This is a genomic window from Micromonospora pallida, assembly GCF_900090325.1.
Classification (GTDB): Bacteria; Actinomycetota; Actinomycetes; order Mycobacteriales; family Micromonosporaceae; genus Micromonospora; species Micromonospora pallida.
Genome location: NZ_FMHW01000002.1, coordinates 401,948 through 420,641, shown reverse-complemented (window position 1 = coordinate 420,641; position 18,694 = coordinate 401,948). Strand labels below are relative to the sequence as shown.

The window sequence follows — 18,694 nt, the reverse complement described above, 5'->3', positions numbered from 1 at the left end:
GCCCGCGAGCCTATCGCCCGCCGGTGGGCTCGACGAGTACGCGCAGCGCCTCGGCGACGGTGAACGCGCCCGCATACAGCGCCTTGCCGGCGATGACCCCCTCCACGCCGATCGGCTCGAGGGTGGCCAGGGCGCGCAGGTCGTCCAGGGTCGAGACGCCCCCGGAGGCGATCACCGGGGCGTCGGTACGGGCGCAGACCTCGCGCAGCAGGTCCAGGTTCGGCCCGCGCATGGTGCCGTCCTTGGTGATGTCGGTGACCACGTACCGGGACGCACCGGCCTTGTCCAGCCGCTCCAGCACCTCGTAGAGGTCACCGCCGTCGCGGGTCCAGCCCCGGGCCGCGAGGGTACGACCCCGCACGTCCAACCCGATCGCCACCCGGTCGCCGTACTCGCCGCAGACCCGGTCGCACCACTCGGGGTCCTCCAGCGCGGCGGTGCCGATGTTGACCCGGGCCGCCCCGGTGGCCAGCGCGGCGCGCAGCGACGCGTCGTCGCGGATCCCGCCGGAGAGTTCCACCTTCACGTCCAGCCGGCGCACCACCTCGGCGAGCAGGGCCGCGTTCGACCCCCGGCCGAAGGCCGCGTCGAGGTCCACCAGGTGGATCCAGTCCGCGCCGTCGTGCTGCCAGGCCAGCGCCGCCTCCAGCGGGTCGCCGTAGGTGGTCTCGCTACCGGCGGCGCCCTGCACGAGACGGACGGCCTGCCCGTCGGCGACGTCCACGGCGGGCAGCAGGGTCAGACTCAACGTGTTCTCCTCGTTCAGGTACGGCGGTCCAGGGCGATCACCACGATCGCCGGGAGTACGAGCAGTAGTACCACCATCAGCAGCAGCCGCAGCGCGGGATCGGGCACCAGCGCCCAGATCGACGCCAGCACGGCCAGGGTCAGCACCACGATGCCGGCGCGTTCGGCCCGGCTCCGGCGGGCCAGCAGGCGCCCGGTACGCCGACGCCGCCAGCGCGGCCTGAGTCGGCGCAGGAGGGCCCGACGACGCTCACGGCGGGCCACCTTCCGGGACCGGGCGGCCTTCTCCCGTTCCCGTTCGGCCTCCCGGGCGGCCCGCAGCCGGGCCCGCTCCTTGCTCACCGGCCGCCGCGCTCAGTCATCGCCGGTCACAGCGTGGCCAGCCAGTTGCGCAACAGCAGGGCACCGGTGTCGGCGGACTTCTCGGGGTGGAACTGGGCGGCCGAGAGCGCACCCCGCTCCACGGCGGCGACGAAGTCATCCCCGTGCCGGGCGGTGGTCACCCGGGCGCCGGCGGCGGTCAGCGCCGCGACGTCGGCCACCGCGTACGAGTGGACGAAGTAGAACCGGCTCTCCTCGGGCAGCCCGGCGAAGAGCGTCGAGTCTGTCGGCGGGCGCAGCGTGTTCCAGCCCATGTGCGGCAGCCGGGTGGCGGCCAGCCGGGTCACCCCGCCCGGCAGCAGGCCGAGCCCCTTGGTCACCACCCCGTGCTCCTCGCCGTGGGCGAAGAGCACCTGCATGCCGACGCAGATACCGAGCACCGGCCGCCCCGCGGCGACCCGGTCGGCGATCACCGGGCCGGCGCCGAGCGCCTCGATCCCGGCCATGCAGGCGGCGAAGGCGCCCACCCCCGGCACCACCAGCCCGTCCGCGGCGGCTGCCGCGGCCAGGTCGTCGGTGACCGTCACGTCGGCGCCGGCCCGCTGCAACGCCCGCTCGGCGGAACGCAGGTTGCCCGAGCCGTAGTCGAGCACCACGACGCGGCTCACGAGGTGACCTCCGGGATCAGCCAGAGCACGCCGCCGGCCGTGGCGAGCAGCGCGAGCACAGCGGTGACCACGAGGACGCTCCGGGCGGCGCCCTGCCGGTGCAGGGACACCACCCCGCCGACCAGGAGTCCGGCGAGGATCAGCAGCAGCGACGGCAGCACCGTGTCCATCAGCGGCCTCCCGTCCCGGTGGTGGTCACAGCGCCCCCTTGGTGCTCGGCACCACGCCCGCCGAGCGGGGGTCGATCGCGGTGGCCTCGCGCAACGCCCGGGAGACCGCCTTGAACTGCGCCTCCACCACGTGGTGCGCGTCCGGGTGGCCGCCCGGACGGGCCGCCCGGAGTACATCCACGTGCAGGGTGATCCGGGCCGCCTGCCCGAACGACTCCCAGATGTGCCGGGTCATGCTGGTCGGGTAGACCGGCCCGATGTACGGGGTGAGCAGCGGCTCGTCGTGCACCACGTACGGCCGGCCGGAGAGGTCGACCGCCGCCCGGACCAGCACCTCGTCCATCGGGACGGTCGCCGAGCCGTACCGGCGGATGCCGGCCTTGTCCCCCAGGGCCTGGTCGAACGCGGCGCCGAGGGCCAGCGCGGTGTCCTCCATGGTGTGGTGGGCGTCGATCTCCAGGTCACCGACGGTTCGCACGGTGAGGTCGAAGCCGCCGTGCCGGGCGATCTGGTGCAGCATGTGGTCGTAGAAGCCGACGCCGGTGCTGATCTCCGCCGCGCCGGTGCCGTCCAGGTCGATCTCGACCAGGACCTTGGTCTCCTTGGTGATCCGCTCCACCCGGGCGGTCCGGCTCATGCTGGATTACCTTTCGTTCGCACAACCGGCTCGCTCACCGGGGACGGTTTCGTTCGCGACTGCGGGGCTCGCCATACGGACAGATTCACCGGGGTTACCTTTCGCTCGCGACTGCGGGGCTCGCAAGCTCACGCCTCGCGCTCACCGGGTCTCCGCCAGGGCGGCCAGGAAGGCGTCGGTCTCGGACGCGGTACCGGCGGTGACCCGCAGCCAGCCGGCCAGGCCGACGTCCCGGACCAGCACACCCCGGTCCAGCAGCGCCTGCCACGCCACGGACTGCTCCCCGCCGACCTCGAACAGGACGAAGTTCGCGTCACTGTCGGCCACCCGCATCCCCCACTCCCGCAACGTGGTGACGATCCGGTCCCGCTGGGCCTTGATCGACGCCACCGTACCGAGCAGGGCGTCCCGGTGGGCCAGCGCCGCGCGGGCGGCCGCCTGGGTCAGCGCGGAGAGGTGGTACGGCAGCCGCACGAGCTGCACCGCCGCCACCACGGCCGGGTCGGCGGCCAGGTAGCCGAGACGCCCACCGGCGAAACCGAACGCCTTGCTCATCGTCCGGGTCACCACCAGGCGCGGGTGGCCGGGGAGCACGGCCAGGGCGCTGACCGTGCCGGGGCGGGCGAACTCGGCGTACGCCTCGTCGACCACCACCATGCCGGGCGCGACGTCCAGGACGGCGGCCACCACCTCCGGATCGAGCGCGGTGCCGGTCGGGTTGTTCGGCGAGCAGAGGAAGACCACGTCCGGACGCTGCTCGCGGACCTGGGCCACCGCGTCGTCCACGGTCAGCCCGAAGTCCGCGCCGCGCCGGGCCGGCTGCCAGCCGGTGCCGGTGCCCAGCGCCAGCAGCGGGTGCATGGAGTACGCGGGCGTGAAGCCCAGCGCCGTCCGGCCCGGGCCGCCGAACGCCTGGAGCAGTTGCTGCTGGATCTCGTTGGAGCCGTTGGCCGCCCAGAGGTGCTCGACGGTCAGCCCGTGCCCCAGGTAGCCGGCCAGGTCGGCGCGGAGCGCCACCGCGTCCCGGTCCGGGTAGCGGTTCAGGTCACGCAACTCGGCCGCGAGGGCCTTGCCGATCGCCTCCACCACCGGCTCGGGCACCGGGTGGGAGTTCTCGTTCGTGTTCAGTCGCACCGGCACGTCGAGCTGCGGCGCGCCGTACGGGCGGAGACCGCGCAGGTCGTCCCGGATCGGCAGGTCGTCCAGGCTGGCCCGGACCGGCGCATCGGCGGACGCGGTGCCGACCGGCAGGTTGTCGGGGGCGGTCACGACAGGGCCTCGCCGGGGAAGCGGGCCCGCACCGCCTGGCCGTGCGCGGGCAGGTCTTCCACATTGGCGAGGGTGACCACGTGCCCGGCGACCTCCCGCAGCGCCTCGCGGGTGTACTCGACCAGGTGGATGCCGCGCAGGAAGGACTGCACCGACAGGCCGGAGGAGTGCCGGGCGCAGCCGCCGGTGGGCAGCACGTGGTTGGAGCCGGCGCAGTAGTCGCCGAGCGACACCGGCGACCAGGCGCCGACGAAGACCGCCCCGGCGTTGCGGACCCGCAGCGCCCACTCCCGGGCGTCGGCGGTCTGGATCTCCAGGTGCTCGGCGGCGTACGCGTCGACCACCCGCAGGCCGGCCTCGAGGTCGTCGACGAGGACGATTCCGCTCTGCTCGCCGGTCAGCGCGGTGGTGACCCGCTCGACGTGCTTGGTGGCCGCCACCTGGCGGGTCAGCTCCCGGTCCACCGCATCGGCCAACGCCACCGACGGGGTGACCAGCACGCTCGCCGCCAGCGGGTCGTGCTCGGCCTGGCTGACCAGGTCGGCGGCGACGTGGGCCGGGTCGGCGGTGTCGTCGGCGAGGATGGCGATCTCGGTCGGGCCGGCCTCGGCGTCGATGCCGACCACCCCGCGCAGCAGCCGCTTCGCGGCGGTGACCCAGATGTTGCCCGGTCCGGTGATCATGTCGACCGGCGCGCAGCGGGTCGCCCCGTCGGCGTCGGTGGTCGACCCGTACGCCAGCATCGCCACCGCCTGCGCGCCGCCGACGGCGTACACCTCGTCCACGCCGAGCAGCGCGCACGCGGCCAGCACGCGCTGGTCGGGCAGGCCGCCGTTGTCCCGCTGCGGCGGGCTGGTCACGACCAGCGAGCGGACCCCGGCCGCCTGCGCCGGGACCACGTTCATCACCACGGTCGACGGGTACATCGCCAGGCCACCGGGGACGTAGAGGCCCACCCGGTCGACCGGCACCCAGCGCTCGGTGACCGTCCCGCCGGGCACCACCCGGGTGGTGTGGTCGGTGCGGCGCTGGTCGTCGTGCACCCGACGGGCCCGGGCGATCGACTCCAGCAGCGCGGCACGCACCTGCGGGTCGAGCGTCCCCTCGGCGGCGGCGATGGCCTCGGTCGGCACCCGCAGCCGCTCCGGGGCGACCCCGTCGAAGCGTTCGCTCGCCTCGCGGATCGCCGAGTAGCCATGCTCCCGCACCGCCTCGACGAGCGGGCGGATCCGCTCGACCGCCACCGAGACGTCGAGCTGGGCACGGGGCAGCAGCCGGCGCGGGTCGGTGTCGCTCCCACGTAGGTCGATCCGATTCAACACACCTGCGAGTCTAGGCGGCCCGGCGCGGCGCGCCCCGGGGCGTCCGTACGGCGGGACGGTGAGGCGAGCCACGCCCGACCGGATCGGGCTACCCTCGACGGCGTGACCGCACGGCTACCGGTGTTCCCGCTCGGGACGGTGCTCTTTCCCGGACTGGTGTTGCCGCTGCACATCTTCGAGGAGCGGTACCGGGCGCTGATCCGCCACCTGGTCACCCTCCCCGAGGGCGTGCCCCGGGAATTCGGGGTGGTGGCGATCCGGCGGGGCTCCGAGGTGGCCCCGCCCGCCCCGCCCGACGGGTCACCGCCGGGGCTGGCCGGGGTGACGCTGTTCGAGGTGGGGTGCACGGCGGAGCTGCGGCAGGTCACCGAGCTGGACGACGGTGGCTTCGACGTGGTGACGGTGGGCCGACGGCGGTTCCGGCTGGCCGGGGTCGACGAGCAGGCCGCGCCGTACCTGACCGCCGACGTGGAGTGGCTGCCCGAGCCGGCGGAGCCCGACGAGGTCACCGGGCTGCTCGCCGCCCGGGTGATCGCGGTCTTCCGGCAGTACCTCGGGCTGATCCGGCCCGACCCGGAGGCGATCGCCGAGCAGTTGCCCGACGACCCGACGGTGCTCTCCCACCTGGTGGCGGCGACCGCCGCGCTGACCGTGGCCGACCGGCAACGGCTGCTCGCCATCGACGACACCGCCGGCCGGCTCCGCGCCGAACTACGGCTACTCAACCGCGAGGCGGCTCTGCTGCGTCAGGTGCGGGCGGTTCCGGTGCCGCTGCGGGAGCTGGGGTCCCCGCCGGCACCCAACTGACCTCGACGGGCTCCGGGCGCAGCGACGGCCAACGCGACCAGCCGGCCAGCAGGGTGTACGTCACAGCGACGGCGAAGGCCGGCAGCAGCAGGTTGCCGTACGGCACCGGCAGCACCCCGAGAACCTGGTCGATGCCCCCGGCGCGCAGGTCGGCCGGCTTGTCGAAGTGCCGCCCGACGGGGGCCTCGACCAGCAGCCGCTGGAAGGTGTCCAACCCGATCCGCCGGCCGAGCTGCCAGGCCACCAGGGCGGCGCCCAGGCTGCCGAGGGCCCCGGCGAGCAGCTCGAGCGGGCCCCGGTGCCGGCGCAGCAGGGTCCACAGGCCGAGCGCGACGAGTACCCCGAAGCCGAGGCCGAGAAGGCTGAACCAGCCGTCCGCCGCGATCGGCTGTTCCGGCTGGGCCTCGGCGTAGACGGCCCCGTCGGCGGTCTTGATCACCGGCGTGCCGGGGGCGAGGGCCGCCCAGAGCAGCCCCAACGGGACGCCCAGCACGGTCAGCAGCACGAGCACGCCGGCCACCCGGCGCAGCGCCGCGCGCACGTCGGTGCCGGACGGTCCGTCGCTGACCGGCAACCCATCGGTGGCCGGCGGGCCATCGGGGTCGACTGGGCCGTCGGAGTCGCCCGGGCCGTCGCTGGCCGACGGTCCCTCGGTGGCCACCGGACGGTCTGGTTCACCGCTCCCGGACGGTCCCTCGGTGGCCACCGGACCGGCCGGCTCATCACTCCCGGTCGGGTCGTCGGCGCTGGTTGGTTCGCCGGTGCCGGTCGGGCGGTCGGTGGCCGGCGGGTCGTCGGCGGGCGGATGCGGCGGGTGCGCCGCGTCGGCGTGCTCGACGGGACGGTCGGGGTCGGGGACTGCCGGGCTCACCCGGTGATCCTCTCAGGCAGCCCGCCGCCGTGGCACGGCGGTGGCCCGTCCCGGCCTCACCGGCCGAAGGGCTCCAGCATCACCGAGGCCGCGCGCAGCCACGCCTGCCGGGTCTCCGGCTGGAGCTGGTGGTACTCGATCGACGAGCCGGTCTCCAGGGCCGGGTCGTAGGGCACCACGGCGACCGCCCGGGTCCGGGTGGCGAAGTGCCGCTGGAAGTCGTCCAGCAGCGGCGAGCGCTCCGGGTTCGGGCAGGAGAGCAGGGTGACCGCGTTGTCGGCCAGCTCGCCCATGCCGACCTCGTGCAGCCAGTCGAGCATCCAGTCGGCGCTGAACGCCGCGTCCTCCCGGGGCACCGTGGTCAGCACGAGCTGGTCGGCGGCCTGCATCACCGCCCGCCAGTTCGGGCTCTCCACGTTGTTGCCGGTGTCCACGCAGATCACGTCGTGGGTCCGGCGGAGCAGCTCGAGCACCCGCTGGACGGTGTACTTGTCGAGCTTCTGGGCGAAGCGGGGACTCTCCTCGCCGGCCAGCACGTCGTACGAGCCGTCGGAGGCGTGCCGCAGGTAGTCGTCGAGCTGTTCCACCAGGTCGGGGCCCTGGCTGATCTCGATGCTGGCCAGGTCGGTGATCAGGTGTCGGATCGTCCGGGCGTGCCGCGCGCTACCGGCGCGCAGCCCGAGGGTGCCGCGCAACTCGTTGTCGTCCCAGGCCAGCACACCCCGGCCCCGGACGCTGCCCACCGTCGCGGCGGCCAGCACGGTGGCGGTGGTCTTGTGCACCCCGCCCTTCGGGTTGGCGAAGGCGAGCACCCGGGGGGTGCCGAAGTCGCGCCGCAGGATCGCCGCCGCCCGGTCCTGCTCGCTCTCGACGGCCTGCGGACGCCACTCCAGCTGCGCCGGATAGCCGCGATCGGCGACGGCGGGCACCGCCGCTCGGGCCACCGGCGGCGGGTAGTCGGGCTCCGGCTGACGGTAGCCGCTCTCCAGCGCCGCGTGGCGGCTCTCGCTGGCGTAAGGGTTGTGCCGGTACTGCTCCAGCAGCGCGTACCGGGACTCCGCCGGCGGGGACGGCGGCTCTCCCCGGTACGCCGGCTCGGCCGGATAGCTCGGTCCCGGCTGGTAGGCCGGTTCCGCCGGGGCCGCGTAGGCCGACTCCGCCGGGGCCGCGTAGGTCGGCTCCGGCTGGTAGGCCGGTTCCGCCCGGTACGCCGGCTCGGTGGGGTAGCCCGGCTCCGTCCGGTAGCTGGGCTCCGCCGGGTAGGCCGGCTCGGCCGGGCGGTAGGTCGCTTCCTCCCGCTGCCCCCACGGACCCTGATCTCCGCCGCGGTAGCCGGAGTCGGCGCGGTAACCGGAACCGGAACGGTAGCCGGCGTCGGCGTCGGCCCGGTAGCCCGAATCGGCGCGATAAGCTGGTTCGGCCGGGTACGCCGGGTCTGTCGGGTATTTCGGCTCAGCCGGATATTTCGATTCAGCCGGATAGGTCGTCCCGCCCGGGTGCCCCGAGTCGGCCCGGTAGCCGGAGTCGGCACGGTACGTCGACCCGCCCGGGTAACCGGGCTCCGCCGGGTAGGCCGGGTCCGACCGGTATCCGGGCTCCCCGCCGTACGTCGGCTCCATCGCCCGCGCCCGTCCGGCGTAGCCGTTCCCACCGCCCCGCCGGGGCAGCGGCTCCGGTTCCGGCGGTAGGAAGGGCTCCCGTTCCGGTGGCAGGAACGGTTCGTCGTCCCGCCCGTCGACCTCCGCCTGCTCCCCGCCGCCACGGCCGCCGAGCCGAGCCCGGTCGAGCAGTGCACGCCAGCGCGGTGCTGGTTCGGCCGACCGACCCCAACCGGTCTCGGTGCCGTCCAAGGCTCGCCCTCCCAGCGCCATCCATCTCCGCCCGACAGGCTACGAAGCCAACCCTATTCGGACCACACCGGTACGCGCACCTCTCCGTCGCCGGTCTCACGGCGTCGGTTCGGAGCCATCCCCGCTGATCGGTCCGTCCGGAGTGGACCGGGACGGCTGCGGTGCGACCGTGGTGGCCCCGCCCGAGCCGGCCGGGCTGCTCGGCGCGGTCGGGGCTGGCGCGCTGGTCACGGTACCGCCCGGCGTACCGCTGGGCACCGGGCCGGTGGGCACTGGGCCGGTGGACCGGGGCGACGGCGGCGCGCTCGGCAGCTGCTCGTCGGCCGGCGGGCGGACCTGGTCCTCCTGCTCGGGCAGGGGCGGGGTGAAGACGGTCCGGTCCAGCCGCTCCACCTCGGGCGCCGGGTCCACCGCCCGGACCCCGGGGCGGGCCGCCACCGTCCGCAGCCGGGCCGGCTCGGCCCGGACCACCGCCGCGTACACGCAGGAACAACCGGCCCGGTACGCCGCCGCCTCGGCCGTCGCCACCTCGGCTCCGCTCTGGTAGAGCTGGCGCAGCTCCCGCTCCTGCGGCCCGTCACCGGTCAGCTCCGCGCCGCGGGCCCGGTAGTCCGCCGCCTCCCGCTCCTTGCGCCCGGCCAGCTCGACCATCCCGGCCCGCACGTCCTCGGGCACCCGGGGTGCCGGAATACGCACGATCTGGGTCTGCCGGCCGGGCAACGGCACCCGCCCGAAGACCACGGCGACCGGCACGTCCCCGAGCACCGGGGCGAGCCGTTCCGGCGGCAGGTACTCGGCGAGGGACACCAGCGCCCACGTCGACCCGGCCGCCGGGGCCGGGTCCGGCAGCGCGGCGAGTTCGTCCCCGGCGGCGCGCAGGTAACTGGGGATCGAGTCGCCCTCGCCCAACCCGACCCGGGTGACCTCGCCCACCGTCCGGTCGCCGACCGGCGGACGGTCGGTTGCCCAGAACGCGGTGAGCAGGACCGCGCCCACCGAGGCGAACGCCACCCAGCCCAGCAGCCGGGGCCGGCCCCGCCCGGTCAGGGCCCGGACCAGCGGCGGCAGGCACTGCTGGTCCAGGCGGCGCAACAGCTCGCCGGTACGCACGGGCGACCGCCCCCTCACGTCGTCGGGTGACCGGTGGACCGCCGCCGACGGGCCGGCACGTCAGTCGCGTAGGCGACCCAGCGCGCAATCCAGATCGTCAGGGTAGTCGCTGACGAACTGGACCTCGTCCCCCGTTCGGGGGTGCAGGAAGCTCAACGCACGGGCGTGCAGCCACTGTCTGGACAGGCCCAACCGGGCCGACAGGGTGGGATCGGCACCGTAGGTGAGATCGCCCACGCAGGGGTGGCGCAACGTGGAGAAGTGCACCCGGATCTGGTGGGTCCGGCCGGTCTCCAGCCGGACGTCGACCAGGCTGGCCGCGGGGAACGCCTCGACGGTGTCGTAGTGGGTGATGCTCGGCTTGCCGCCGGAGACCACCGCCCAGCGGTAGTCGTGGTGCGGGTGCCGGTCGATGGGGGCGTCGATGGTGCCGCTCAGTGGGTCCAGGTGGCCCTGCACGACCGCGTGGTAGCGCTTCTCGACCTCGCGGTACTTGAAGGCCCGCTTCAGCACGGTGTACGCCTGCTCGCTCTTGGCCACCACCATGATCCCGGTGGTGCCCACGTCGAGCCGGTGCACCACCCCCTGCCGCTCGGCCGCGCCGCTGGTGGAGATCCGGTGTCCGATCGCGGCGAGCCCACCGATCACGGTCGGGCCGGTCCAGCCGGGGCTGGGATGGGCGGCCACGCCCACCGGCTTGTCCACCACCACGATGTCGTCGTCGGCGTAGACCACCCGCAGGCCCGGCACCGCCTGCGGCACCACGGTCGGCGGGGCGGCCGGGGCGGGCAGGGTGACCTCCAGCCAGGAGCCGGCCTTGACCTTGTGCGAGTTCGCCCGGACCGTGCCGTCGACCAGGGCGTCGCCCGCGTCGACCAGGGTCGCGGCGGCGGTGCGGGAGAGCCCGAACAGCCGGGCCACGGCCTGGTCGAGACGCATGCCGTCGAGGCCGTCGGGGACCGGTAGGGAACGGTGGTCGCCGCCACCGTGGGGGGCGCTCACGCCCGCCCCCGCGGCTCGAGGCTCGTCGTCTCCCGCCGCCCGTCGGCGGCGGTGGTGGTGGCGGTGGCGGACTCAGCGGTGGCTGCGGGCTCAGCGGTGGCGGGGGACGCGGGCGAGGCGGGCTCGGCGGTGGCCGGCCGGAGCCGGCTGCCGTCGCGCTGTCGGCCGGTGAGTTCAAGGCCGACGGCCAGCGCCACGCCGCAGACCAGCGCGCTGTCGGCGAGGTTGAACACCGGCCACACCTGGCCATACGGGTCGAAGAGGCTCACCATGTCGACCACGTGGCCGACGAAGTGCCCCGGTGCCCGGAAGATCCGGTCGGCGAGGTTGCCGAGCGCACCCCCGAGCACCAGGCCGAGCGCGAGCCCCCAGGGCACCGACCGCAGCCGCAGTCCCATCCACCCGATCCAGCCGATCACCGCGATGGTGATCAGCGAGAAGACCCAGGTGTGGTCGGAGCCGAGGCTGAACGCGGCCCCGCTGTTGCGGGTCAGGGTGAGGTAGACCGTCCCGCCGAGCAGACGGACCGGGTCCCGCTCGTCGAGCGTGGCCAGCGCCAGGTGCTTGGTGGACAGGTCGGCCAGGAAGGCGAACCCGGCGGTGCCGGCGAGGACCACGATCGCGCGTCGTCCGGGCCCGCCACCACCCGGTTCGGCGGTTCCGGGCCCGTCCGGCCCTGCTGCCGTCATGTGCTCCCCATCGACGTCCTGCGGTGATCGCTCACCGGCTCTCGACCCGGCCGCCGGGGAGCACGCCTCAGCGCCGCTCCTCCAGCTGCTTGCAGGTCACGCAGAGGGTGGCCGACGGGAAGGCGGCGAGCCGCTCCACCGGGATCGGGTTGCCGCACCGCTCGCACCAGCCGTAGCCGCCCTCGTCGAGTCGCTCCAGTGCCCGCTCGACCTGCGCGATCCGCTCCAGGATGCTGTTGGCGAGGGAGATCTCCTGCTCCCGCTCGAAGGTCCGGGAACCGGTGTCGGCCGGATCGTCGCCGGCCGAGTCGGTCAACCGGTCGCGCTGGAGTTCGGTGATCTCGCTCAGGGTGTGATCGTACTCGGCGCGCAACTCGTCACGCCGGGCCGCCAGGGCCGCCCGGATCTTCTCGGTCTCGGCGGCGCTGCGGGGGGCCTTCGCCGTCGGTTTCCGGCCGACGGTCCTGGTGTCTGGCTTCGCCATCGTCGCCTCCTCGGCCGCGGCACCCGCGGCGTCCCGGTGCCTGGACGGGGTTCGCCGGCGGTGGCGTCCCCCAGTGAACAAAAGGGGCGCACGACAGCTGCCGTGCACTCCACAGATTCGCAAGAATACGGAACGTACAGGCGTCCGACAACGTGCCGCACCGATATCCCGTATTTCATCCCCGAACATTCCTCAATCGGAGCAAAAGGACAATAGCAGCTCAATCGCCACGGTCGTCGCCGGATTCACCGAACCAACGAGCCAGCCGGCCCCGGCGGCTGACCGCCCGCAGTCGCCGCTCCGCCTCGTCCCGGACCGCGGCCGTCGCGACGATCAACAGGCTGTCCCCGACCTTCAGCCTGGTGTCCGCACCGGGCACGAAGCCGGTGCCGTCGCGCAGCACCAGGGTGACCGACGCCCCCAGCGGCAGCCGCAGCTCGTCGACGTGCACCCCGGCCAGCCGGGAGCCCTCCGGCACCTCCAGTTGGAGCAGGTCCGCCCGCATCCGCTCCAGCGGCGCCGTCTCCACCTGGATCTCCGCGAGTTCGGCCGGCGCGGTCACCCGCAGCCGACGGGCGACCGGGGCCAGCGTTCCGGCCTGCACCAGCGTAAAGATCACCACGAGCACGAAGACCGCGTCGAAGAGCCGGTCCGCACCGGGCACCCCCGCGGAGAGCGGGATGGTGGCGAGCACGATCGGCACCGCTCCCCGCAGGCCCGCCCAGGAGAGGAAGGCCTGCTCCCGGAGGCCAAACCGGAACGGCAGCGCGGCCACGGCCACGCTCAGCGGCCGGGCGAGGAAGAGCAGCGCCAGGCCGGCCACCACCGCCGGCAGGAACGCCTCGTCCAGCCGCGCCGGAGTCACCAGCAGACCGAGCAGCACGAAGAGGCCGATCTGGGCCAGCCAGGCCAGCCCGTCGGCGAAGCCCAGGATCGCCTGCCGGTGCGGCAGCCGGGCGTTGCCCAGCAGCACCCCGGCCACGTAGACGGCGAGGAACCCGGAGGCGTGCACCGAGGCCCCGACCGCGTACGCCAGCACGGTGAACCCGACCACCGCGATCGGGTAGAGCCCCGCTGCCGGCAGCGCGGCCCGACGCAACGCGATCCGGCCGAGGTAGCCGGCCGCGACGCCCACCACGGCCCCGGCGACCAGCTCGTAGCTGACCAGGAACAGCTCGTACCACCACGGGTGAGCCAGCGGGAAGCCCCGGGACAGCAGCAGCACCAACAGCACCACCGGGGCGTCGTTCATCCCCGACTCGGCCTCCAGGGTGGCCACCAGCCGGGGCGGCAGGCGCAACCGGCGCAGGGTCGCGAAGACCGCCGCCGCGTCGGTCGAGGACAGCACCGCACCGTAGAGGAGCGCCAGCCGCCAGTCCAGGCCGAGCAGCAGGTGCGCCGCCAGCCCCACCACCAGGATGCTCACCAGCACCCCCACCGTGGACAGCGCCACGGTCAACCCGAGCACCGGGCGCAGGGTGCTCCACCGGGCGGTGAGCCCGCCCTCGGCGATGATCACGATGAGCGCGCAGAAGCCGAGCATCCGGGTCAGCTCGGCGTCGTCGAACCGGATGCCGAAGCCGGACTTGCCGATCAGCACGCCGAGGGCCAGGTAGACCAGGAGGCTCGGCACGCCGAGCCGGGAGGAGGACCACACCGCGCCGATGGCGACCAGGAGCACCGCCGCGCCGACCAGCAGCGCGAGGTCCAAGTCGTGCGTCATCGACGCCCGCCCCGCCGGCCCCTCACCCGTCCGACCCGTCGCGTAGTCGGGACAGCAGCGCGGACACGGCTGGCTCCGGGTCGGCGACCAGGAAGAGCTTGTCGCGGCTCGCCGCGCCGGCCCGCAGGGAGACCGCAGCCGCTCGTACGCCGAGCGCGTCAGCCAGCGCCCGCCGGGCCGCCTCGGTCGCCCGGCCGTCCACCGCGGGAGCGTTCACCGCGATCACCAGCGCCGGCCCGTGCGGACCGTCGAAGCGACCGCCCACCCGCGCCCGGGACGCGCCGGGCTTGACCCGAACCGCGACGGTCAGCGTGTCGTTCCCCGGCACGGCGGTCGGTCAGGACGGACGGGAGTCGGCGAGCAGGGCGGTGTCCGGCGTGCAGTCCGCGCAGGGGGTGAAGCCCAACTCGACGGCCTCGGCGGCGGGCAGCGGCTCGGCCTCCCGGCCGAGCAGGTGCGGGCAGTCGGCGAGGTGGTAACGGGGCCGGCCGTCGACCACCAGCACCTCGGCGTCGAGCCGGGCCACCCGGGCCGCGTCGGCCGCAGCGACCTCCTGCACGCCGGGCTCGTCGTCGGGGTCGCTGTCCTGGGGCTCGACGGCGACCGGTGACCCGGGCGGGGTCGCGGGCTCCGGAACGGCCACCGGCGACCCGGGTGGTTGCCGCCACCCGCTGTCATCGGCATCCTCCGGCGCGGGGACGAACTGGGTCGGCACGGTCTGCCCGGCGGGACGCCGGAGGTCGGCCGCCGGCGCACGTCGACGCGGACGAGTGGTGGCGCCGGTCGGATCCGCTGCCGCCCGTGCGGCGACCGCCTGGCGGGCGCCCACCACGAGAGCCACCGCGGCCAGCAGGCTGGCCCCGATGGAGGTGATCAGCAGGACGCTGGAACCGCTGACGAGACCGGCCACCAGAAGCACGACAGCGACGAGGATGAGCAGGAGACTTCCGACTATCACGGCTCACCCCCGTCGCGTCGTCCGATCCGGGTCAGCTGGTCCCGGTACTCAGTGGCCGGCTTCGAGGGCGTTGGAGCGGCCCCCGCTGTACGATCCGCCGAGGCCGGCGGCGGCCAGGCCACCGTTGCCGACGCTCCGGCCACCCTCGGCACGGTTGATGTCGGCCTCGAGGTCCTGACCCCGGGCACCGAGGTCGCGCAGCTGGCTCTCCAGGTACGCCTTGAGCCGGGTGCGGTACTCCCGCTCGAACTGCTTGAGCTCCTCGATGTGCTTCTGCAGCGAGGTGCGCTTGGCGTCCAGCCCACCCATCGCCTCCTGGTGCCGCTGCCGGGCGTCCCGCTCGAGGGCGTCCGCCTTGTTGCGGGCCTCGCGGGTGACCTCCTCGGCCTTCGACCGGGCCTCGGTGAGAAGCTGGTCGGCCTCGCGGCGCGCGTCGGAGAGGTGGTCGTCGGCGGTGCGCTGGGCCATCATCAGCACCCGCAGCGCCTGCTGCTCACCGTCCGCGCCAGCGGCCGGCGGGGCCCCCTGGGAGCGGACCTGCTCCAACTCGGCCTGCATCGCGCGGGCGGCCTGCTCAGCTGCGGCCTTGTCGCGCTGCGCCCGGTCGAGCTGGGCCTTCGCGTCGTTCAGCTCGGCGGCCAGCCGGGCGTCGGTGGCGGGGCCGGCCGGAGCGCCGCCTCGTCCACCGCGCTCCACCTGGGCGCGAAGCTCGTTGTTCTCCTCTATCAGACGGGCCAGCTCGCGCTCGACCTCGTCCAGGAACGCGTCAACCTCCTCCTCGTCATACCCCCGCTTGCCGATCGGCGGCTTTTTGAAGGCGACGTTGTGGACGTCGGCCGGGGTCAGCGGCATCGAAACTCCTCGGGTCAGTTGCGGCCGCGTAGCGGGCTGGTCGCCGGGTGTTCACCCGAGGATCAGCCGCCTTAACACGAACTCCATCAGCACGAACAGGATAACCAGGAGCACAAGGGAAGCCAGGTCGATGCTCACGGTACCAATCCGCAGCGGAGGGATCACCCGCCTCAACGCCCACAGGGGCGGATCAGTGACGCTCCACACCAATTCCAGTCCCGCCGACGCTCCCCGGCTGGGCTGCCAGCGGCGACCGTACTGCAACACGGCGCTGAGCACGAAGCGGGCCAGGAGGAGGAGCAGAAAGACGTACAGGATCAGGTACAGCACTTGGAGCACGATCGACAACACGGCAGGCGACGTCCCTCGGTCGGGGGGTGTTAACCCAGGCTGAAAAAGCCACCCTCAGCGATCTTGGCCTTGTCCTCCGCGGTGACCTGGACATTGGCTGGTGAGAGCAGGAACACCCGGTTGGTCACGCGCTCGATCGTACCCCGCAGGCCGAAGGCCAGACCGGCGGCGAAGTCCACCAGACGACGGGCGTCCGCCTCGTCCATCTCGGTGAGGTTGATGATCACCGGAACGCCGTCACGGAAGTGCTCGCCGATCGTCCGGGCCTCGCGGTAGGTCGTCGGGTGCAGCGTGGTGATCTGGTAACGCTGCTCCTCCTCGGCGACCACGGTCCGCTCCCGGGGCTGCACCTGGGGCGCCAGGGCGAGGTTGTCCCGGGTGTGGTAGCTCGTGCTGGAGGTCTCCCCGACGCTCGACCGGGTGATCGACCGTACGCTGGCCCGCTCCGTCCGGTCGGCCCGCTCCAACCGGTCACTGTCCGACCGGTCACTCTCCGTACGGGCGGTGGCCCGCTCGGACAGCCGGCTCCGCTCGCCCGGCCGTGGCCGGGGCGCCGGCGCGTCCTCGGTCTCGTCGTCATCGTCGTCGGCGAACTCCTCGGAGTACCGGCTCTGCCGGTACCGCGAGTCGCGGTAGCTGCTCTTCTCGTAGCCACCGTCGTCGTAGCCCCGCTCGTCGTCCTCCTCGACGAGACCGAGCCAGACCCCCGCCTTGCGCAGTGCACCCATCGCCGCGCCCTTCCGTCCGCCGTGCGGCACGCGCCCCCGTGCCCGTGTCGCGTGTCGCGTGTGGGACTCCCCTTGCCCACCGGACCGGGCCGGCAACCGCAGCGGACGATTCGCGGTCGTCCATCTGACCCCCGACATGGGAAGCCGACCCAAACAACACTGATGTAATTTGCGTTTCCGGTGGAAGGCTACCGCAGCGTGGGACGCATTCCGAGCAACGCGCTACCGACGCGGACATGTGTCGCGCCGTATTCGATCGCGATTTCCAGGTCGCCGCTCATGCCGGCCGAGAGCGCGGTGGCACCCGGATGGACGGTCCGGAACCCCGCCGCCACCTCGGCGAGCCGGGCGAAGGCCCGTTCCGGCTCCCAGCCCAGCGGCGCCACCGCCATCAGCCCGGCCAGGCGCAGCGGACCGGCCCCGGCCACCGCCTCGGCCACCCGGGGCAGGCCCCGGTCGGGGTCGACGGAGTCCGGCAGCGCCCCGCCTCGGGCCGGGTCACCGTCGATGCTGACCTGCACCAGCACCTCCAGCGGCCGGTCCCGCTCCTGTCCCGCCGCACCGCCCAGCGCGTCCGCCAGCCGGACGCTGTCCACCGAGTGGACCACGTCGGCGTACCGGACCACCGACCGGCACTTGTTGCGTTGGAGCTGCCCGATGAAGTGCCACCGGGGGTGCACCCCGGCCGCCGCCACCTCGGCGGCCTTGGGGGACGCCTCCTGGTCGCGGTTCTCCCCGACGTCGAGCACGCCGAGCCCGGCCAGCGCGACCACGTCGCTGGCCGGGTAGGTCTTGGTCACCGCGACCATGGTCACCTCGGCGCGGTCCCGCCCGGCGGCGGCGCAGGCGTCAGCGATCCTGGCGCGGACCCGGGCCAGCCCGGCGGTGAGCTCGGCCCGGCGGTCGGGGCGGACCGGGGTGGATCGGTCGGTCATGGGCGCGACTCAGGACCCGTTCTTGAGGAAGTCGGGCACGTCGACGTCGTCGAAGAGCACCCGGCGCGGCGACTGGGTGGACGGGGGCATCGTGGTCTGCGGCGGCACCGGCGAGGGCGGGGTGGTCGGCTGGTTCTGGTTGCTCTTGCGGCCCGAGTCGACCGACTTGTACGCCGGCGCGCCGCCGTCGAACCCGGCGGCGATCACCGTCACCCGCACCTCGTCGCCGAGGGCGTCGTCGATGACCGCGCCGAAGATGATGTTCGCGTCCGGGTGGGCCGCGTCGGTGACCAGCTGGGCCGCGTCATTGATCTCGAACAGGCCCAGGTCGGAGCCACCGGCGATGGAGAGCAGCACGCCGCGCGCGCCGTCCATGCTCTGCTCCAGCAGCGGGCTGGAGATGGCCGCCTCGGCCGCCTCGACCGCGCGGTTCTCGCCCCGGGCGCTGCCGATGCCCATCAGCGCGCTACCCGCGCCGCTCATCACGCTCTTGACGTCGGCGAAGTCCAGGTTGATCAGGCCGGGCGTGGTGATCAGGTCGGTGATGCCCTGGACACCGGAAAGGAGCACCTGGTCGGCCTGACGGAAGGCGTCCATCATGCTGATGCCCCGGTCACCGAGGGCCAGCAGCCGGTCGTTCGGGATGACGATCAGCGTGTCGCACTGGTTGCGCAGCTCCTCGATGCCGGCCTCGGCCTGCACCTGCCGCCGCTTGCCCTCGAAGGAGAACGGCCGGGTGACCACACCGATGGTGAGCGCCCCCAGCTTGCGGGCGATGTTGGCCACCACCGGCGCGCCGCCGGTGCCGGTGCCGCCACCCTCCCCACAGGTCACGAAGACCATGTCGGCGCCCTTGAGCACCTCCTCGATCTCGTCGCGGTGGTCCTCGGCGGCGTTCTTGCCCACATCCGGGTTGGCGCCCGCGCCGAGTCCCCGGGTCAGTTCCCGGCCGACGTCGAGCTTGACGTCGGCGTCACTCATCAGCAGCGCCTGCGCGTCGGTGTTGATCGCGATGAACTCGACGCCCTTGAGCCCAACCTCGATCATCCGGTTGACGGCGTTGACGCCGCCGCCCCCGATGCCGACGACCTTGATGACCGCCAGGTAGTTGTGCGGAGGTGTCATCTCCGGTCCTTTCCCTTCGAGATTGGCCACGCCGACCGACCACTCGCCCCGGATCGCGGTCGACGCCAACTGTCA

At 73.8% G+C, this 18,694-nt stretch carries 21 protein-coding genes and 1 pseudogene; 1 reads left to right on the top strand and 21 read right to left on the bottom strand.

Annotated elements, in window-relative coordinates:
* Window positions 1–10: 10 nt before the first annotated feature.
* The 7 genes from priA to hisD all read right to left on the bottom strand — a co-directional run bounded on the left by priA (window position 11) and on the right by hisD (window position 5,134).
* Entirely contained in the window at window positions 11–748 is a 738-nt protein-coding gene (gene priA, locus GA0074692_RS02095) for a bifunctional 1-(5-phosphoribosyl)-5-((5-phosphoribosylamino)methylideneamino)imidazole-4-carboxamide isomerase/phosphoribosylanthranilate isomerase PriA (protein ID WP_091638801.1), read from the bottom strand.
* A gap of 14 nt (window positions 749–762) precedes the next feature.
* Window positions 763–1,089, bottom strand: a complete 327-nt coding sequence (locus tag GA0074692_RS02090; protein WP_091638800.1) for a hypothetical protein — start codon at window positions 1,087–1,089, stop codon at window positions 763–765.
* Between the two features lie 26 nt (window positions 1,090–1,115).
* Window positions 1,116–1,736: an imidazole glycerol phosphate synthase subunit HisH gene (gene hisH / locus GA0074692_RS02085; RefSeq protein ID WP_091638799.1), complete on the bottom strand. Its 621-nt coding sequence runs from the start codon at window positions 1,734–1,736 to the stop codon at window positions 1,116–1,118.
* A complete protein-coding gene (locus GA0074692_RS34490; RefSeq protein ID WP_176738260.1) occupies window positions 1,733–1,906 on the bottom strand; it encodes a hypothetical protein in 174 nt (57 codons plus the stop codon). Before GA0074692_RS34490 ends, hisH begins: the two co-directional genes overlap by 4 nt.
* 25 nt (window positions 1,907–1,931) lie before the next feature.
* A complete protein-coding gene (gene hisB / locus GA0074692_RS02080; RefSeq protein WP_091638798.1) occupies window positions 1,932–2,543 on the bottom strand; it encodes an imidazoleglycerol-phosphate dehydratase HisB in 612 nt (203 codons plus the stop codon).
* Window positions 2,544–2,684: 141 nt separating this feature from the next.
* A complete protein-coding gene (locus GA0074692_RS02075) occupies window positions 2,685–3,794 on the bottom strand; it encodes a histidinol-phosphate transaminase (protein WP_091652386.1) in 1,110 nt (369 codons plus the stop codon).
* Window positions 3,795–3,808: 14 nt separating this feature from the next.
* Entirely contained in the window at window positions 3,809–5,134 is a 1,326-nt protein-coding gene (gene hisD / locus GA0074692_RS02070; protein ID WP_091638797.1) for a histidinol dehydrogenase, read from the bottom strand.
* Between the two features lie 102 nt (window positions 5,135–5,236).
* Here hisD and GA0074692_RS02065 point away from each other — a divergent pair, with 102 nt between their 5' ends.
* Entirely contained in the window at window positions 5,237–5,941 is a 705-nt protein-coding gene (locus GA0074692_RS02065) for an LON peptidase substrate-binding domain-containing protein (protein WP_091638796.1), read from the top strand.
* On the opposite strand, the gene GA0074692_RS36650 is transcribed toward GA0074692_RS02065, so the two are convergent.
* The 14 genes and pseudogenes from GA0074692_RS36650 to ftsZ form a co-directional block, all read right to left on the bottom strand.
* The gene (locus GA0074692_RS36650) at window positions 5,856–6,647 is read right to left on the bottom strand and encodes a DUF2567 domain-containing protein (protein WP_425413374.1); all 792 of its coding nucleotides are present in this window, start codon (window positions 6,645–6,647) and stop codon (window positions 5,856–5,858) included. The two genes, GA0074692_RS02065 and GA0074692_RS36650, sit on opposite strands and share 86 nt — an antisense overlap.
* A gap of 221 nt (window positions 6,648–6,868) precedes the next feature.
* Window positions 6,869–8,662: a MinD/ParA family ATP-binding protein gene (locus GA0074692_RS02055; protein ID WP_091638794.1), complete on the bottom strand. Its 1,794-nt coding sequence runs from the start codon at window positions 8,660–8,662 to the stop codon at window positions 6,869–6,871.
* 96 nt (window positions 8,663–8,758) lie between these two features.
* Window positions 8,759–9,772 (bottom strand): hypothetical protein, encoded by a 1,014-nt coding sequence (locus GA0074692_RS02050; protein ID WP_091638793.1) that lies wholly within the window; start codon window positions 9,770–9,772, stop codon window positions 8,759–8,761.
* A 60-nt stretch (window positions 9,773–9,832) separates the two neighbouring features.
* Complete coding sequence (locus GA0074692_RS02045) at window positions 9,833–10,711, bottom strand: RluA family pseudouridine synthase (RefSeq protein ID WP_245730588.1); 879 nt, start codon at window positions 10,709–10,711, stop codon at window positions 9,833–9,835.
* A gap of 164 nt (window positions 10,712–10,875) precedes the next feature.
* A pseudogene (gene lspA, locus GA0074692_RS02040) lies at window positions 10,876–11,463 on the bottom strand (signal peptidase II); the annotation flags it as partial.
* 67 nt (window positions 11,464–11,530) lie between these two features.
* Window positions 11,531–11,947, bottom strand: a complete 417-nt coding sequence (locus GA0074692_RS02035) for a TraR/DksA family transcriptional regulator (protein ID WP_091638790.1) — start codon at window positions 11,945–11,947, stop codon at window positions 11,531–11,533.
* A gap of 220 nt (window positions 11,948–12,167) precedes the next feature.
* Window positions 12,168–13,670, bottom strand: a complete 1,503-nt coding sequence (locus GA0074692_RS02030; RefSeq protein ID WP_091638789.1) for a potassium/proton antiporter — start codon at window positions 13,668–13,670, stop codon at window positions 12,168–12,170.
* A 22-nt stretch (window positions 13,671–13,692) separates the two neighbouring features.
* Window positions 13,693–13,998, bottom strand: coding sequence for a DUF167 domain-containing protein (locus GA0074692_RS02025; protein ID WP_091638788.1), 306 nt, complete (start codon window positions 13,996–13,998; stop codon window positions 13,693–13,695).
* Between the two features lie 9 nt (window positions 13,999–14,007).
* On the bottom strand, window positions 14,008–14,628 hold the full coding sequence (locus GA0074692_RS02020; RefSeq protein ID WP_091638787.1) for a hypothetical protein: 621 nt from the start codon (window positions 14,626–14,628) through the stop codon (window positions 14,008–14,010).
* A 48-nt stretch (window positions 14,629–14,676) separates the two neighbouring features.
* Window positions 14,677–15,480, bottom strand: a complete 804-nt coding sequence (locus GA0074692_RS02015) for a DivIVA domain-containing protein (RefSeq protein WP_091638786.1) — start codon at window positions 15,478–15,480, stop codon at window positions 14,677–14,679.
* 51 nt (window positions 15,481–15,531) lie between these two features.
* The gene (locus GA0074692_RS02010) at window positions 15,532–15,831 is read right to left on the bottom strand and encodes a YggT family protein (protein WP_091638785.1); all 300 of its coding nucleotides are present in this window, start codon (window positions 15,829–15,831) and stop codon (window positions 15,532–15,534) included.
* A 29-nt stretch (window positions 15,832–15,860) separates the two neighbouring features.
* Window positions 15,861–16,559, bottom strand: coding sequence for a cell division protein SepF (locus GA0074692_RS02005; RefSeq protein ID WP_091638784.1), 699 nt, complete (start codon window positions 16,557–16,559; stop codon window positions 15,861–15,863).
* 188 nt (window positions 16,560–16,747) lie between these two features.
* The gene (locus tag GA0074692_RS02000) at window positions 16,748–17,494 is read right to left on the bottom strand and encodes a YggS family pyridoxal phosphate-dependent enzyme (RefSeq protein WP_091638783.1); all 747 of its coding nucleotides are present in this window, start codon (window positions 17,492–17,494) and stop codon (window positions 16,748–16,750) included.
* 9 nt (window positions 17,495–17,503) lie between these two features.
* Window positions 17,504–18,619 carry a cell division protein FtsZ gene (gene ftsZ / locus GA0074692_RS01995; RefSeq protein WP_091638782.1) on the bottom strand — a complete coding sequence of 372 codons (1,116 nt, stop codon included), beginning with the start codon at window positions 18,617–18,619 and terminating at the stop codon, window positions 17,504–17,506.
* Window positions 18,620–18,694 lie beyond the last annotated feature (75 nt).